Below are 15,789 nucleotides of genomic sequence, written 5' to 3'. Positions count from 1 at the left end.
GGTCACTCTCCCAGGATCTCGGTCTTGTTCAGCAGGTCGGGGGCCAGCCCCTCGGTCTTCTCGACCTTCGACTCGGCGACGCGCTTCTCGATGGCGGCCTGCACCTTGTCGCGGCGGACCTGCACGGCCAGCTGTTCCTTGACCTCGTCGAAGCTAGGCGGCGTGACCTCGCGCGAGTCGACCAGCTTGATGACATGCCAGCCGAACTGGGTCTCGACCGGGTCCGAGACCTGGCCCTTGTCCAGCTGCTTCACCGCCTCGGCAAAGGGCGCGACCATCTGCTCGGGCTGGAACCAGCCCAGGTCGCCCTTGTTCGGACCGGAATTGTCGGTGGATTTCTCTTCGGCCAGCTTGCCGAAATCGGCGCCGTCCTTGATCTCTTTGGCGATGGCCTCGGCCTCTTCCTTGGTCTTCACCAGGATATGGGCGGCGTTGTATTCGACCTTCGGCTCGGTCTGGCCGCCGAAGGCCTGGTCATAGGCGGCTTTCAGCTCGGCCTCGCTCGGCTCGGCCCCCGCGACCTTTTCCAGGACCGAGCCGGCCAGATAGGCGCGCTTCTCGATCTCCAGCGCGGCGGTGTCGCGCTTGCTCAGCGGCTGGGCGCTTTGCGCCACGGCGGTCTGGCGGATCAGCTGGTCCAGCATCAGATCCCACAGCGCCGCGTCCGGCAGTCCCTGCGTCGCCTGCGGATCCAGCCCCTGACGCATGGCGATCATCTGGCCCAGGGTGATCGTTTCGTCATTGACCTTGGCAACCACGGTATCGGCGTCCTGCGCCAGGGCCGGAAGCGCCCCCAGCGTGACGGAGGCAAGGGCGGTCGCGGCGAGGAGCGGTTTCAGCATGAGGTTCCCTTTCATGGGACGGCGCCGGCCACGCGCAGGTGAACAGGCGCAAACATTGACACTCAGGCGGCTGGCGCATACATCCGGCCCAACCGAAAATGCGCGCCCGTCGCCGTTTTTCCGGCCCAAGTGATAGGGCAAGGCGAATGGTGCCGGCAAGTGGGCGGAACGTCCCGCGCACCCCCAGATACGCGATTTTGAAGGCTCACATGCTCGGCATCGGAAACTTGGCGAAACTGGTCTTTGGCACGCCCAACGACCGCAAGGTGAAATCGGTCCGCCCGCTGGTGGCCCAGATCAACGCGCAGGAGGAGAAGTTCCGCGCCCTGTCCGATGCCGACCTGATCGGCAAGACCCGCGAATTGCAGGGCCGGGCGCAATCGGGCGAGGATCTGGACAAGCTCCTGCCCGAGGCCTTCGCCAATTGCCGCGAGGCGGCACGCCGCGCGCTTGGCCTGCGCGCCTTCGACACCCAGCTGATGGGCGGCATCTTCCTGCATCAGGGCAATATCGCCGAAATGAAGACCGGCGAGGGCAAGACCCTGGTCGCGACCTTCCCGGCCTATCTGAACGCGCTGGCCGGCAAGGGCGTGCATGTCGTCACCGTCAACGACTATCTGGCCAAGCGCGACGCGCATTGGATGGGCAAGGTCTTCGCCCAGCTCGGCATGACCACCGGCGTCGTCTATCCCTTCCAGGACGATGCCGAGAAGCGCGCCGCCTACCAGGCCGACGTGACCTATGCCACCAACAACGAGCTGGGCTTCGACTACCTGCGCGACAACATGAAGGGCTCGATCGAGCAGATGACCCAGCGCGGGCATTTCTTCGCCATCGTCGACGAGGTGGACAGCATCCTGATCGACGAGGCGCGCACGCCGCTGATCATCTCGGGGCCGTCGCAGGACCGCAGCGAGCTTTACAAGACGCTGGACGCCTTCATGCCCGAACTCGCGCCCGAGCATTACAAGCTGGACGAGAAGACCCGCAACGCCACCTTCACCGAGGAAGGCAACGAGTTCCTTGAAAAGCGCCTGCAGGCCGCCGGCATCCTGCCCGAGGGCCAGACGCTCTACGATCCCGAATCGACCACCATCGTCCACCACGTCAACCAGGCGATGCGGGCACACAAGCTGTTCCAGCGCGACCAGCACTACATCGTGCGCGACGACGAGATCGTGCTGATCGACGAATTCACCGGCCGGATGATGAAAGGCCGCCGGCTGTCGGACGGCCTTCACCAGGCCATCGAGGCGAAAGAGGGCGTGGCGATCCAGCCCGAGAACGTGACGCTGGCCAGCGTCACCTTCCAGAACTATTTCCGCCTTTACGACAAGCTCTCGGGCATGACCGGCACCGCCGCCACCGAGGCCGAGGAATTTGCCGAGATCTACAAGCTCGGCGTGGTCGAGGTGCCGACCAACCGCCCGGTGCAGCGCATCGACGAGCACGACCGCGTCTATCGCACTGCGGCCGAGAAATACACCGCCGTCATCGAGGCGATCAAGGAAGCCCATGAAAAGGGCCAGCCGATCCTGGTCGGCACCACCAGCATCGAGAAATCCGAGATGCTGTCGCAGATGCTGACCCGCGAGGGCATCCAGCACAATGTCCTGAACGCCCGCCAGCACGAACAGGAAGCGAAGATCGTCGCCGATGCCGGCAAGCTGGGCGCGGTGACCATCGCCACCAACATGGCCGGCCGCGGCACCGACATCCAGCTGGGCGGCAATGTCGAGATGAAGGTGATGGAGGCGCTGGCCGCCGATCCCGAGGCGCATCCCGACGAGCTGCGCACTCGCATCGAGGCCGAGCACGCCGCCGAGAAACAGGCGGTGCTGGACGCGGGCGGGTTGTTCGTTCTGGCGACCGAGCGCCACGAAAGCCGGCGCATCGACAACCAGCTGCGCGGCCGCTCGGGCCGGCAGGGCGACCCCGGCCGTTCGCTGTTCTTCCTGTCGCTGGAAGACGACCTGATGCGGATCTTCGGCTCGGAACGCCTGGACAAGGTGCTGTCCACGCTGGGCATGAAGGATGGCGAGGCCATCGTTCACCCTTGGGTCAACAAGTCGCTGGAACGCGCCCAGGCCAAGGTCGAGGGGCGCAACTTCGACATCCGCAAGCAATTGCTGAAATTCGACGACGTGATGAACGACCAGCGCAAGGCGATCTTCAGCCAGCGGCTGGAGATCATGCATACCGAGGAGGTCGGGGAGATCGCCGCCGACATGCGCGCGCAGGTGATCGACGACCTGATCGACCAGCACCTGCCGCCCCGCGCCTATGCCGAGCAATGGGATGTCCAGGGCCTGCATGACGCGGTGATCGACAAGCTGAACATGGACCTGCCGATCGCCGACTGGGCGGCCGAGGACGGCGTGGACCAGGAGCTGATCCGCGAGCGCATCCAGCAGGCCACCGATGCCTATATGGCGCAGAAGACCGAACAGTTCGGTCCCGAGAACATGCGCCAGATCGAAAAGCAGGTGCTGCTGCAGCAGATCGACGGCAAGTGGCGCGAGCATCTGGTGACCCTGGAACATCTGCGCTCGGTGGTGGGTTTCCGCGGCTATGCGCAACGCGACCCGCTGTCGGAATACAAGACCGAGGGCTTCCAGCTGTTCGAGACCATGCTGGACGGGCTGCGCGTCGACGTGACCCAGCAACTGGCCCGCATCCGGCCGCTGACCGATGCCGAGCGCGAGCAGATGCTGCGCGAATACCAGCAGCAGCAAGCGGCGACCGAGGCGCAGATGCACCCCGAGCACGAGGAGGCCGAGGGCGGCGAGGTCTCGGGCCGCGTCGCCGGCTTCGACGAGACCGACCCCACCACCTGGGGCAACCCGTCGCGCAACGACCCCTGCCCCTGCGGCTCGGGCAAGAAGTTCAAGCACTGCCACGGCGCGCTGGCATGAATTGGGGGCCTTCGGGCCCCTTTCTCATGCGCCGCGCGGATGGCACGTCCGGCATGGGTCTTTGACCAACGAAGAAGCAGGGGCCGCCGCGCTCGGGTCTTCTCTGTTGCCCAAAGACCCATTGCGGCCGCGAAAGCGGCGCGGCGGCTTCCTAGTCGGGCACCAGCATGTAGCCCGTCCCGCGCACCGTCTGCAGATAGCGCGGCTCCTTCGGGTCGGGCTCGATCTTGCGGCGCAGCCGGGTGATCTGCACGTCGATGGCGCGTTCCGAATTCTCGCCCGGCTCCTCGGCGGGGCTGCGGCCCAGATCCTCGATCAGCGCGCCGCGGCTGACCGGCTGGCGCGGCGTATCGGCCAGGCGCTTCAGCAACGCCTGCTCGGTCCCGGTCAGACGCAAGGGCGCGTCGCCCTGCCACAGCTCGCCCTTGTCGGCATCATAGCGCAACGGGCCCAGCGACAGGAATTTCGGCCCCCTGGCTTCGGCCACCGGGATGCGGCGCAGGATGGCGGCGATGCGCAAGAGCAATTCGCGCGGCTCGAAGGGTTTCGGCAGATAGTCGTCGGCGCCGCTTTCCAGCCCCTCGATGCGGTCGCCGGTCTCGCCCTTGGCGGTCAAGAGCAGGATCGGCGTCGGCATGCGCTGGCGCAGGTCGCGGGTCAGCGAGAAGCCGTCCTCGCCCGGCATCATCACGTCGAGCACGATCAGGTCGAAATCCAGCCCCTCCAGCAGGCGGCGGGCATGGGCGGCGTCGCGCGCCGTGGTGACCAGGAAATCATTGCGCATCAGGAAACGGCGCAGCAGGCTGCGGATGCGTTCGTCGTCGTCGACGACCAGGATATGGGCCGCGGGTTGCGGATCGGGACTGTTCATGACGGGTCGGGCAGATCTTTCAGCGCACGATACTGCCGAAGCGTGTCGCGGTCCATCATCGCCTCGAGCACCTGCCGGAAACCCGCCACCGCCTGCGGCCCCGCGGCACGATAGGCGGCGCGCATCCGGGCGCGCTGCGCCTCGGACAGCTGGCGTTCCAGGATCGCGCCCTTGTCGGTCAGGTAGAGCTGCCGTTCGCGCCGGTCGCGGCGGCCGATGCGGCTTTCGACCAGCCCGTCCTCGATCAGCGCGCGCAAGACCCGGTTCAGCGATTGCTTGGTCACGCCCAGCACGTCCAGCAGCGCCGTCACCGTCAGTCCCGGCTCGCGGTTGATGAAATGGATCGCCCGGTGATGGGCGCGGCCATAGTCCAGCTCGGCCAGGATCATGTCGGGATCGGCCGTGAAGGCGCGATAGGCGAAGAACATCGCCTCGATCCCGCGCCGCAGCTGGTCATCGGTAAGAAACAGCAGGCTTTCGCCGCCCGTCGCCGCGATTCCAACCTTGTTCTGCATGGCTTCTCCGTAATGCATGGCTCCTATTTATGTCAGACTTATTGACTTTCCAACCATGAATGGATAGCCCAGACCCCAAGTTGCGCAACTTTCTTTGCCAGACACGCTCTGAGGGCGCAACATTCCGAAAACAGAACCGGCCGGAGGAAAGAATGGCGGGCGCATATGACGATCGTGACGGCAAGATCTGGATGGATGGCAAGCTGGTGGAGTGGCGCGAGGCGAATGTCCACATCCTGACCCATGCGCTGCACTATGCCAGCTCGGTGTTCGAGGGCGAGCGTTGCTACAGCGGCAAGATCTTCAAGGGACACGAGCATTCGCTGCGGCTGATCGAATCGGCGCGGCTGCTGGACATGCAATCGCCCTATACCGCCGAGGAGATCGACGCCGCCAAGGAGGCGGTGCTGAATGCCAACGGCTTCAAGGACGCCTATGTCCGCGCGGTGATGTGGCGCGGCTCGGGCGAGGACATGGGGGTTTCCGCCCGCCGCAACCCGGTGCGCATGGCCGTCGCCGCCTGGGAATGGGGCAGCTATTACGGCGAGGCGAAATGGCAGGGCGCCAAGCTCGACATCGCCAAGTGGAAGCGGCCCAGCCCCGAGACCATCCCCACCGCCGCCAAGGCCGCCGGGCTTTACATGATCTGCACCATGTCCAAGCACGCCGCCGAGGAGAAGGGCTGCTCGGACGCGCTGTTCATGGACTGGGAAGGCTATGTCGCCGAGGCCACCGGCGCCAATATCTTCTTCGTCAAGGATGACGAGGTGCACACGCCCCTGGCCGACCGCTTCCTGAACGGCATCACCCGGCAGACCATCATCCAGATGCTGAAGGACAACGGCACCGCGGTGCACGAACGCCGCATCAAGCCCGAGGAGCTGGACAGTTTCCAGGAATGCTTCCTGACCGGCACGGCGGCCGAGGTGACTCCGGTCGGGCAGATCGGCGATTGGCATTTCCAGGTCGGCGACACCACCCGCAAGATCGCCGCGGATTACGAAAAGCTGGTCCGCGCCTGATCGCGGCCGGGGCCCGGGGACAATAGGAAAACCGGCCGGGCGGCAGCGCCCGGCCGGTTTCATATTGGCAGGTCAAGGGTCAGACCTGATGGCCGCGCTCGATCCGGGCGAATTCGGCAGCGCGGCGATTCGTCGCCTCGCTGCGGGCGCGGGGCCGCATGCGCAGGGCGGCGATGGCCGGATGGGTGCCGGATTCGCGTTCCTGCCGCGTATAGTATTGCGTGCGGCCCGCGCTGGTTTCGTGACTGCGGTCTGCTAGATGTCTGGTCATTTCGGTCTTCCTCCCGCGCGGAAGTATAGCGCCGATGCGGGGGCATTTCACCCCCTGCCCGCCCGGATGCGACTTCAGGCCGCCTTGATGCCCGGCGCCGCCGCCAGCATGGCATGCAGCGCCACCGCGTCGTCATTGGCGCGCAGCTTGGCGCGCAGATCCTGGTCGCGCAGCGTGCGCGAGACCAGCGCCAGCGCCTTCAGGTGATCGACACCGGAATTCTTCGGCGCCAGCAGCGCAAAGATCAGGTCCACCGGCTGGCGATCCACGGCGTCGAAATCCAGCGGCTTTTCCAGCCGCAGGAACAGGCCGACCACGCGGTCGAGCCCATGCAGCCGCGCATGCGGCAGCGCCACGCCATGGCCGACTCCGGTCGGGCCCAGGCTTTCGCGTTCCTGCAGCGCATCCAGGGTCTGCGGCGCATCCACGCCATAGACCGTGCGCGCCTGCTCGGCGATTTCCTGGAACAACCGCTTCTTGCTGGTGGTCTGGCTCATCGTCCGCACGGCGGCGGGGGAGAGAATGTCGCTGATTTGCATGTCGCCCGAAAATTGTCAGGTCCCGGCCGCGGGCTGCGCGGCCGGGACGTTTGGTTCAACAAGACTGCCCTTCTGCGTCAGTCTAGCCCAGATTGCGAGGGTCGATCCAGCCCACGTTGCCGTCCTCGCGGCGGTGAACGACGTTCACGCCCCCATGTTTCTCGTTGCGGAAGACCAGCAGCGGGCTGCCGGCCAGTTCCATCTGCATCACCGCCTCGCCCACGGACAGGGTGGGCACGCGGGTTTCCATCTCGGCGATGATCATGGGCTGCAGGCCGTCCCCTTGCGATTCCCATTCGTCCTCATCGGCGGCCAGCACATACATGCCCGCCTGCTCGAAGGCAATCGGTTCGACCCGGTCCTTGTGGTGATCCTTGAGCCGGCGCTTGTAGCGGCGCAGCTGCTTGTCCATCCGTTCCTTGCACTGTTCGAAGGCGGCATAGATCTCGGTCGAGGCACCCTTGGCCTGCACGTTCAACCCGGTCGAGAGATGCACCACCGCATCGCAGATGAATTCATGCGCGTTGCGGGAAAAGATCACCGTGGCATCCGTAGGACGTTGAGAATACTTGTCAATCGTCTCACCCAGCTCGGCCTTCACATGGGTCGAAAGCGCATCGCCGATATCGATCTGTTTTCCGCTGATCTGGTAGCGCATGGTGGTCCGTCCTTTCGGTTGCCCGGCGGCGGCAGGCAAGCAGCCCATGCGCCGCCGAGGTTTTCCGGCAGGGGCGTCCTTGCCCCCGCCATAACCTCATTTGGTGACAGCCATGCGCCCGTGTCAACGGCCGCGCGCAGGGATCGGCGCGGCCTCGCGCTCAGTTCATCCGGAAGCTCTCGCCCAGGTAGACCCGGCGCACCTGCTCGTCGGCGACGATCTCGGCCGTGGTGCCGGATTTCAGCACATGGCCGTCATGCAGGATATAGGCGCGGTCGACGATCTCCAGCGTCTCGCGGACGTTGTGATCGGTGATGAGCACACCGATGCCGCGGCTTTTCAGGGCGTGGACCAGGCCGCGGATCTCGCCCACGGCGATCGGATCGACGCCGGCGAATGGTTCGTCCAGAAGCAGATAGGCCGGATCGGCCGCCAGGCAGCGGGCGATCTCGACCCGGCGCCGCTCGCCCCCGGACAGCGCCATGGCCGAGGCATTGCGCAGATGGCCGATCGAGAAATCGCCCAGCAGCTCCTCGAGCCGCTCGCGGCGCTGATGCACATGCGGCTCGACCAGTTCCAGCACGGCCATGATGTTCTGCTCGACCGTCAGGCCGCGAAAGATCGACATTTCCTGCGGCAGATAGCCGATGCCCATCTGCGCGCGGCGATACATTGGCAGCCGCGTCGCGTCCTGGCCGTCGATCAGCACCTGCCCCGAATCGGGCGCCACCAACCCGGCCACGCAATAAAAGCAGGTGGTCTTGCCAGAGCCGTTCGGACCCAGAAGCGCCACCACCTCGCCCCGGTCCAGCTGCATCGCCACGTCGCGGATCACCGGCCGGTTGCGATAGGACTTGCGCAGCCCGCTGACGCGCAGGCCCTGTGCCGCCTCGGCCGCCATCACCGGTTCCCCGGCTGCAGGACGCTGCGCACCCGGCCCGAGGCATTGGCCGTGCCGGTCGTCAGGTTCACCGTGACCTTGTCGCCCGACAGCACATTGCCGCCTTGGGTCAGCAGCACATCGCCGGTCAGCACCACATTGCCCGATTCGACGTCGTAATCGGCGGCCTTCGCCTCGGCCGCGTCCTCGCCGCTGACCAGGGTGACGTTTCCTGCGGCGTGCAGCGCGCTGATCCGGCTCTGGTCGCCCTGGGCATAGGTCACGGTCACGCTGTCCGCCGAAAGCCGCATCGCCCCCTGCCCGATCAGCACATTGCCCGAGAAGGTGGCCTTGCCGGTCTTCTGATCGACGGACAGCGTGTCGGCGGTGACCTCGACCGGCTGCTTGATGTCCTGCGCATTGCCGAAACCCGTGCCCTGCGCGCCGGCCGAAGCCGCCAGGGCAAGCGACAGGATCACGGGCAAAAGCGGTCCGGACCGGATCATCGGGTTTCCTTTCTGGCGCATGAGATGCCCCCGGGCGCGGCGTGTGGGGACGCAAAGGTCATGGCCGGTATATCAATCGGACTCCGCCGCTCAAATCAAGAACATGATCGCCGCTGCCCTCACCCGAGGGTTTCAGCTCCATCCGGCCCGCCGTCAATTCGCCGAAAGGGGCAAGGGCGTTCACCTCCTGCTCCGAGACCACGGTGCCGGCCGTGGTCGACGCCAGGAATTCCGGTGCGGTCAGCACCCAGCCGTCGGCGGTGGTCATGCGCGCGCCTTCGCCCAACCGGATCTGGTCGCCCTGCAGCGAGGCGGCGCCGGCGCTGACATCGGCCGCGCGCCCGTCCCTGGCGCGCAGGGTCATGCGCACCGCCTTGGCCGCGCCGCCGCCGCCGGCATCGGGCACCGCCTCGGCGCCGGTCACGCTGATCTGTGCCCCGTCTTCGGTCACGCCGGCATAGGTCGGCTGTGTCACCGCCTGACGCTCGGCCAGCTCCTGCGGGTTCACGTCGGCATAGGGGATGTTTGCGTCCGGCTCGGGCTTGCGGCCCAGCAGGAACAGCACCGACAAGAGCGCCAGCGCCGCCAGCGGCAGGATCACGCGCAGCCAGGCGACGATGCAGGACCGGGTCGGCACCGCTAGACCATCCCCGTGCGCAGGAAATCATGGATATGGATCAGCCCGGCCGGCCGGCCGTCGGGCGTGACCACGAACAGGCTGGTGATGCGGCGCGACTGCATCTCGGCCAGCGCCGCCTCGGCCATCTGGTCGAGGCCGATGGTCCGCGGGTTGCGGGTCATCACCTCGGCCGCCGTGTGCTCCAGAAGGCCCTGCATGTGCCGCCGCAGGTCGCCGTCGGTGATGATGCCGGTCAGCGTGCCCTCGGCATTGGTCACGCCGGTCACGCCGAAACTTTTCTGGCTGATGGTCAGCAGCGCATCGGCCATGGGCGCGGTCTCGGCGACCAGGGGGATGTCCTCGTGCATCAGGTCGGCCACCCGCGACAGCCGGGCGCCCAGCTTGCCGCCGGGGTGGAAGGTGCGGAAATGCTCGGGCGTGAACTTGCGATGCTCCATCAGCGCCACGGCCAGCGCGTCGCCCAGGGCCATGGTCATGGTGGTCGAGGTGGTGGGCACGATGCCGGTGCCGCAGGCCTCGGGCGCGGCGGGCAGCACCAGCGCCACGTCAGCCTGACGCAGCAGGGTGGAATCGGGCCGGCTGGCGACGCCGATCAGCGGGATCTGGAAGCGCCGGGTATGCGCGATCAGGTCGGCAAGCTCGGGCGTCTCGCCCGAATTCGACAGCACCAGCGCCAGATCGCCCTGGGTGACCATGCCCAGGTCGCCATGGCTGGCCTCGGCCGGGTGGACGAACTGCGCCGGCGTGCCGGTCGAGGCCAGGGTGGCGGCGATCTTGCGCCCGACATGGCCGGACTTGCCCATGCCCGACACCACGACCCGGCCGTTCGCGGCCAGAATCGCCGCGACGGCGCGGTCGAAGCTGTCGCCAAGCCCCTCGGCCAGCATGGCCAGCCCCTCGGCCTCGGTGCGGATCACCCGCAGGGCGGTGTCGAGATATGCGCTCATGGCCCGCTACCTAATGGTGGAAGATGTCGTTTTCATCCCCCCAGCCGCGCAGGTCCAGATGGGCGCGGGCGGGAAGGAAGTCGAAACAGGCCTGCGCCAGGCCCAGCCGCCCCTCGCGCTCCAGCCGCTTTTCCAGCTCGGCCTTGAGCGCGTGCAGGTAAAGCACGTCCGAGGCGGCATATTCCAGTTGCGCGTCGGACAGCTCGGCCGCGCCCCAATCGCTGGTCTGCTGCTGCTTGGAGATGTCGACGCCGACCAGCTCGCTCAGCAGGTATTTCAGCCCGTGCCGGTCGGTGAAGGTGCGCACCATCTTGCTGGCGATCTTGGTGCACCAGACCGGCTTGGTCACCACGCCGAAGGCGGCTTCCAGCGCCGCGATGTCGAAGCGGCCGAAATGGAACAGCTTCAGCACCTTGGGATCGGTCAGCATCCGGGTCAGGTTCGGCGCCTGGTGCTGGCCGCGGGCGATCTGCACCAGATGCGCATTGCCGTCGCCCGAACTCATCTGCACCAGGCACAGCCGGTCGCGGCGCGGGTCAAGGCCCATGGTCTCGGTGTCGATGGCCACCACCGGGCCAAGGTCCAGATCGTCCGGCAGATCGTTCTGATAGAGATTGATGCTCATCTTGCTGTCCCGGGCTGCGGCTTTGCTGGTCTGTAACCCCTTTGCCCCCGGCAGCGCCAGCCCCGTCGTCCGGGCTCGGCAAAGGCCGGCCTTTCCCCGGCGGGCGGCGGGGGGTGACGCAGATCGGCAACAATCCCGACTGTTTTTATCAGTTCCCGATATTGAATTCCGAGTAAATTACTTGTGTATAGAGGCCGGCAGCCTATAACGCGCGCCAGTTCCTCAACGAAACAAGGAAAAGACATGCAGTTGCGCCAAATCCTCCCTCTGGCGGGGGTGTCCACGCTTGCCCTGGCGACGGCCCTCTACGCCCAGGAATCCGCCCCGTCCGCGCCGGGCGAGACCCTCGTGCTGAACCCGATCACCCTGGTCACCGACGGCCAGGAGAACGTCGAGGCCACCGGCGGCGTCTCGGTCACCGCCGAGGATCTCGAGGCGCTGCAGCCCGCCGACGTGTCCGAGCTTTTCGCCCGTGATTCCGCCATCACGGTCTCGGGTGGTGGCGGACCTGCGAAGAAGATCAGTGTCTTCGGCATCGAGCAATCACTGCTGGCCGTTACCGTGGACGGGGTGCCGCAAGCGCAGACCAGCTGGCACCATACCGGTTCTAACGTGATCGACCCGGCCTTCCTGAAATCCGTCGAGGTCGAGGCCGGCGCCGCAGCAGCCGATTCCGGCTTTGCCGCCGCTGCGGGTGCGCTGCGTTACGAGACGGTGAGTGCGCTCGACATGCTGGAAGCGGGGCAGAACATCGGCGGCCGTGCAGCACTTTCCTATGGCTCGAATGGTCGCGGCTTCTCGGGCAGCTTGGCCGGCTATGGCCGCAGCGGCGGGTTCGACTGGTTCATCATGGCCCACAGCTCGAACGGCGACAATTATGATAGCGGCGACGGCAAGGAGATCCTCGGCACCGAGCCTGCTGCGCGGAATATCTTGGCCAAGCTCGGCTACGAGTTCGAAGGACATCGGATCGAGCTCGGCCTGGAACGCAGCCGCGACGACGCCGATCGTCTGATCAAGGCGAATATGGGCCTTGCCGGCGACGAGGTTCATCCGCTGAAGGTCAGCCGCGACACAGTCAAGCTGACCTATACCTCGACGGACCCGACCGACATGTGGGATCCCGAGGTTTCGCTTTACTTCAGCCAGTATGAATACTGGCGACCGAACTATACGACCCGCACCAACGGCAACGCGATCTTCGAGGAAGAGCAGTTCGGCGGCAAGGCGCAGAACACCTTTACCATCGGGGCCGGCAAGATCACCGCTGGGGTCGATTTCAACGAACACGACTACTCCACCGACAACTACGGCAACAACAACCGTCGCTACCGCAACTTCTCGACGAGCCAGATCGGCATCTTCGCTCAAGGACGGTTCGAGTTTGAGAACGGCTTCAACCTTTCGACCGGCGCCCGCTACGACGCGCACCGCTTTACCGATTGGAACGGCGAGCGGTTCAGCGATTCCGGCGCCAGCGTGAACGGCACCCTCGCCTATCGCATCAACGACAATATCGAAGTTTTTGCCGGCGCTTCACGCACCTGGCTGGGTTACGTCATCGGCGATTATGGCTATGTCCATGCCCGCGATGACGGCTTCGTCACCGACCCGAACCTAGACACGGGCACGGCCAAGAACCTCAAGATTGGCGCGAACTTCAACGGCGACGTCTGGCAGGCCGGCATCACCGTATTTGACACGAAGATCGATGGGTTGCTGAGCTATGAATCCTCGACGCTCCTGACCAACCGTGCCGAGGAATACCGCAGCAAGGGATTCACCCTGCACGGTGCCTATGATTTTGGCTCCACCAGGATCGGTGCCTCCTTCACCAAGGCGGACGTTACCGGCGATGACGAAGATGTCGTGGCGAATAACGGCGTCTATTTCATGCCCGTGGGCGAGACTGCCGCACTCTGGGTCGATCACGAGTTGGCGGCATGGAATACGGTGGTCGGCGCTTCGGTTGAGTGGGCTGGTTCCATCGACGAGCGGGTTGTCGAAGGCACGACTTATTACAAGCAACCCTCCTATACCGTGGTCAACGCCTATGCGGAATGGACGCCCCCGGCCTACGGAAACATGGCGGTCCGGCTCAGCGTCGATAACCTGTTCGACAAGAACTATTACGAGCGCTCGGGTTTTGGCGCGAATGACGGCCGCGGTGGGATCGAACCGGTTTGGGCACCCGGCCGCACGATCACTCTGGGCACCACGATGAAGTTCTGACTTCCGGCCTGCTCGGCATATGGACATGAAAGGCCCTCCTTCGCGGGGGCCTTTTTGCATGTCACCATGCAATCATGATATTTGAAATATCATTATCGCCATGCTAGACATCCATCATCAAGGATTGGGAATCACTGCATGATGACCTCGGCCCAGATGCGGGCGGCGCGTGCCCTGCTTGGCATCGACCAGAAGCGGCTGGCCGAGCTTTCCGGCCTGTCGGTCCCGACCATCCAGCGCATGGAGGCCAGCGACGGCAATGTGCGCGGCGTGGTCGAAAGCCTGACCCGGGTGGTCGAGGCGCTGGAGGCCGCCGGGATCGAGCTGATCGGCGAAGGCGCGGTCAGCGGCGCGGGCGGGCGCGGCGTGCGGCTGAAATCCGGTCCACAGACGTAATCGCGACGGCGACCGCCGACACACAGCCGACGATCCCGCCGCCTCCTTCGCGAAGGTGCGGCCCCAGATGAACCAACAGGCCAGCATGGCGCCCGGATTTGCGCCGCTGTTCACCCCGAAACTGATCACCGTCCTGCGCGAGGGCTATGGCGCGGCCAAGCTGCGCGCCGATGCCCTGGCCGGGCTGACCGTCGCCATCGTGGCGCTGCCCCTGTCGATGGCCATCGCCATCGCCGCCGGCGCCTCGCCGGCGCAGGGGCTCTATACCGCCATCGTCGGCGGCTTCCTGGTTTCAGCGCTTGGCGGCTCGCGCTTCCAGATCGGCGGACCGGCGGGGGCCTTCATCGTGCTGGTCGCCGGCATCGTCGCGCAGCACGGCATGTCGGGGCTGATCCTTGCGACCTTCCTGTCGGGGCTGATGCTGGTCGCCATCGGGCTCTTGCGGCTGGGCACCTTCATCAAGTTCGTTCCCTTTCCGGTGACGGTCGGCTTCACCGCCGGCATCGCCGTGATCATCTTCACCAGCCAGCTGAAGGAGATCTTCGGCCTGGCGCTGACGCATGAGCCGGGCGCGCTGGTCGAGAAGATCCCGGCGCTCTGGCAGGCCCGCGCCAGCCTGACCCCGGCGGCGCTGGCGATCGCGCTGGGAACCGTCGCGGTGATCCTGGGGTTGAAACGCGCCCGGCCGCATTGGCCCGGCATGCTGATCGCCGTGGCGCTGGCGGCGGGCTTCACCGCCGCGACCGGGGCGGATGTCGCGACCATCGGCAGCCGCTTCGGCGGCATCCCCTCGACCCTGCCCGCCCCGGCGCTGCCGGAGTTGTCGCTGGACAGGGTGCTGACGCTCTTGCCCGCCGCCCTGTCGCTGACGCTGCTCGGCGCCATCGAATCGCTGCTGTCGGCTGTGGTGGCGGATGGTATGACCGGCCGCCGCCACCGCTCGAATTGCGAGCTGGTGGCGCAGGGCGTGGCGAATATCGGCTCGGCGCTGTTCGGCGGCATCTGCGTCACCGGCACCATCGCGCGGACCGCGACCAATGTGCGCGCCGGGGCGCATGGGCCGGTGGCGGGGATGCTGCATGCGCTGTTCCTGCTGGGCTTCATGCTGGTCGCGGCGCCGCTGGCGTCGTATATCCCGCTGGCGGCGCTGGCCGGCGTGCTGGCGGTGGTGGCCTGGAACATGGTCGAGAAACCCGCCATCGCCATCCTGCTGCGCTCGGGCTGGGGCGAGGCGGCGGTGCTGGCGGTGACCTTTCTGCTGACGGTGTTCCGCGACCTGACCGAGGCCATCGTGGTGGGTCTGGCGCTGGGTTCGGTGCTGTTCATCCAGCGCATGAGCCAGGCCGTGGGCGTCGTGGCTCTGGTCGGCGCCGACACGGCCGACAGCGCCCAGCCGCGCCCGGACCAGCCGCAGCCGCGCGACGTGGTGGTCTATCGCATCTCGGGGGCGCTGTTCTTCGGCGCCACGGCCTCGATCGGCTCGGTTCTGGACCGCATCCAGGACGGGTTCCGGGTGCTGGTGGTGGATTTCAGCGCCGTGCCCTTCCTGGATTCCACCGGCGCCAACATGATCGAGGGGCTGGCGCACAAGGCGCGACGCCGCGGCATCGCGCTGTGGCTGACCGGCACCAGCCGCGACATGCGCCGGGTGCTGCTGACGCATGGGCTGCGCCGGCCGCTGGCGCGTTACGCGCCGACGGTCGAGGAAGCGTTGCGCCGGCGTCGCGGGTCATAGCGATTCTGCGCGGCCGGCGCCGGCTTCGGCGTCCGGCCTCCGGCGGGGGTATTTTTGCAACGGTGAAGACGGGGGCGGAACGGGGCGGCCCGCTGGCCGCCCGGCGCGGTTCTCAGCCCATGCGCTCGGATGCGTAGCTTCCGGGCGATGCGGGGAAGACGACGGTCTTGTTGCCGTTCAGGAACACCCGGCGGT

General features: G+C 66.3%; 16 protein-coding genes. 5 read left to right on the top strand and 11 right to left on the bottom strand.

Annotated features, from left to right (window positions below; all coding sequences use genetic code 11):
* Positions 1-2: 2 nt before the first annotated feature.
* Positions 3-842, bottom strand: coding sequence for a peptidylprolyl isomerase (locus tag ACFOMP_RS15175; RefSeq protein WP_379031994.1), 840 nt, complete (start codon positions 840-842; stop codon positions 3-5).
* Positions 843-1,051: 209 nt separating this feature from the next.
* Here ACFOMP_RS15175 and secA point away from each other — a divergent pair, with 209 nt between their 5' ends.
* Positions 1,052-3,757, top strand: a complete 2,706-nt coding sequence (gene secA, locus ACFOMP_RS15170; RefSeq protein ID WP_289894724.1) for a preprotein translocase subunit SecA — start codon at positions 1,052-1,054, stop codon at positions 3,755-3,757.
* A 151-nt stretch (positions 3,758-3,908) separates the two neighbouring features.
* On the opposite strand, the gene ACFOMP_RS15165 is transcribed toward secA, so the two are convergent.
* Complete coding sequence (locus ACFOMP_RS15165; RefSeq protein WP_289894723.1) at positions 3,909-4,628, bottom strand: response regulator; 720 nt, start codon at positions 4,626-4,628, stop codon at positions 3,909-3,911.
* Positions 4,625-5,143 (bottom strand): MarR family winged helix-turn-helix transcriptional regulator, encoded by a 519-nt coding sequence (locus ACFOMP_RS15160; RefSeq protein WP_289894722.1) that lies wholly within the window; start codon positions 5,141-5,143, stop codon positions 4,625-4,627. Before ACFOMP_RS15160 ends, ACFOMP_RS15165 begins: the two co-directional genes overlap by 4 nt.
* 152 nt (positions 5,144-5,295) lie before the next feature.
* Between ACFOMP_RS15160 and ACFOMP_RS15155 the strand changes: the two genes are divergently transcribed.
* Entirely contained in the window at positions 5,296-6,165 is an 870-nt protein-coding gene (locus ACFOMP_RS15155; protein ID WP_379031989.1) for a branched-chain amino acid aminotransferase, read from the top strand.
* A gap of 79 nt (positions 6,166-6,244) precedes the next feature.
* Here the strand turns inward: ACFOMP_RS15155 and ACFOMP_RS15150 are convergent, their stop codons facing one another.
* From ACFOMP_RS15150 to ACFOMP_RS15115, 8 genes are all read right to left on the bottom strand, one after another.
* Positions 6,245-6,436, bottom strand: coding sequence for a hypothetical protein (locus ACFOMP_RS15150; RefSeq protein WP_289894720.1), 192 nt, complete (start codon positions 6,434-6,436; stop codon positions 6,245-6,247).
* 74 nt (positions 6,437-6,510) lie between these two features.
* Positions 6,511-6,975 carry a PTS sugar transporter subunit IIA gene (locus ACFOMP_RS15145; protein WP_289894719.1) on the bottom strand — a complete coding sequence of 155 codons (465 nt, stop codon included), beginning with the start codon at positions 6,973-6,975 and terminating at the stop codon, positions 6,511-6,513.
* Positions 6,976-7,057: 82 nt separating this feature from the next.
* The gene (gene hpf / locus ACFOMP_RS15140) at positions 7,058-7,633 is read right to left on the bottom strand and encodes a ribosome hibernation-promoting factor, HPF/YfiA family (protein WP_019353072.1); all 576 of its coding nucleotides are present in this window, start codon (positions 7,631-7,633) and stop codon (positions 7,058-7,060) included.
* Positions 7,634-7,793: 160 nt separating this feature from the next.
* Complete coding sequence (gene lptB / locus ACFOMP_RS15135; protein WP_289894718.1) at positions 7,794-8,534, bottom strand: LPS export ABC transporter ATP-binding protein; 741 nt, start codon at positions 8,532-8,534, stop codon at positions 7,794-7,796.
* A complete protein-coding gene (lptA, locus tag ACFOMP_RS15130; protein WP_289894717.1) occupies positions 8,534-9,019 on the bottom strand; it encodes a lipopolysaccharide transport periplasmic protein LptA in 486 nt (161 codons plus the stop codon). The genes lptB and lptA overlap by 1 nt, the downstream gene beginning before the upstream one ends.
* 58 nt (positions 9,020-9,077) lie before the next feature.
* On the bottom strand, positions 9,078-9,656 hold the full coding sequence (locus tag ACFOMP_RS15125) for a hypothetical protein (RefSeq protein WP_289894716.1): 579 nt from the start codon (positions 9,654-9,656) through the stop codon (positions 9,078-9,080).
* 2 nt (positions 9,657-9,658) lie between these two features.
* A complete protein-coding gene (locus ACFOMP_RS15120; RefSeq protein ID WP_289894715.1) occupies positions 9,659-10,606 on the bottom strand; it encodes a KpsF/GutQ family sugar-phosphate isomerase in 948 nt (315 codons plus the stop codon).
* A gap of 10 nt (positions 10,607-10,616) precedes the next feature.
* Positions 10,617-11,231: a ribonuclease D gene (locus tag ACFOMP_RS15115; RefSeq protein WP_289894714.1), complete on the bottom strand. Its 615-nt coding sequence runs from the start codon at positions 11,229-11,231 to the stop codon at positions 10,617-10,619.
* Between the two features lie 243 nt (positions 11,232-11,474).
* Here ACFOMP_RS15115 and ACFOMP_RS15110 point away from each other — a divergent pair, with 243 nt between their 5' ends.
* The 3 genes from ACFOMP_RS15110 to ACFOMP_RS15100 all read left to right on the top strand — a co-directional run bounded on the left by ACFOMP_RS15110 (position 11,475) and on the right by ACFOMP_RS15100 (position 15,594).
* On the top strand, positions 11,475-13,463 hold the full coding sequence (locus ACFOMP_RS15110; protein WP_379031981.1) for a TonB-dependent receptor domain-containing protein: 1,989 nt from the start codon (positions 11,475-11,477) through the stop codon (positions 13,461-13,463).
* 138 nt (positions 13,464-13,601) lie between these two features.
* On the top strand, positions 13,602-13,859 hold the full coding sequence (locus tag ACFOMP_RS15105; RefSeq protein ID WP_379031978.1) for a helix-turn-helix domain-containing protein: 258 nt from the start codon (positions 13,602-13,604) through the stop codon (positions 13,857-13,859).
* A 67-nt stretch (positions 13,860-13,926) separates the two neighbouring features.
* Positions 13,927-15,594, top strand: coding sequence for a SulP family inorganic anion transporter (locus ACFOMP_RS15100; RefSeq protein ID WP_379031975.1), 1,668 nt, complete (start codon positions 13,927-13,929; stop codon positions 15,592-15,594).
* The last annotated feature ends 195 nt before the right edge of the window (positions 15,595-15,789 follow it).

Origin of the sequence: Paracoccus simplex (assembly GCF_042648325.1) — a bacterium.
Classification (GTDB): domain Bacteria; phylum Pseudomonadota; class Alphaproteobacteria; order Rhodobacterales; family Rhodobacteraceae; genus Paracoccus; species Paracoccus simplex.
This window is presented reverse-complemented; position numbering and strand designations above follow the sequence as displayed.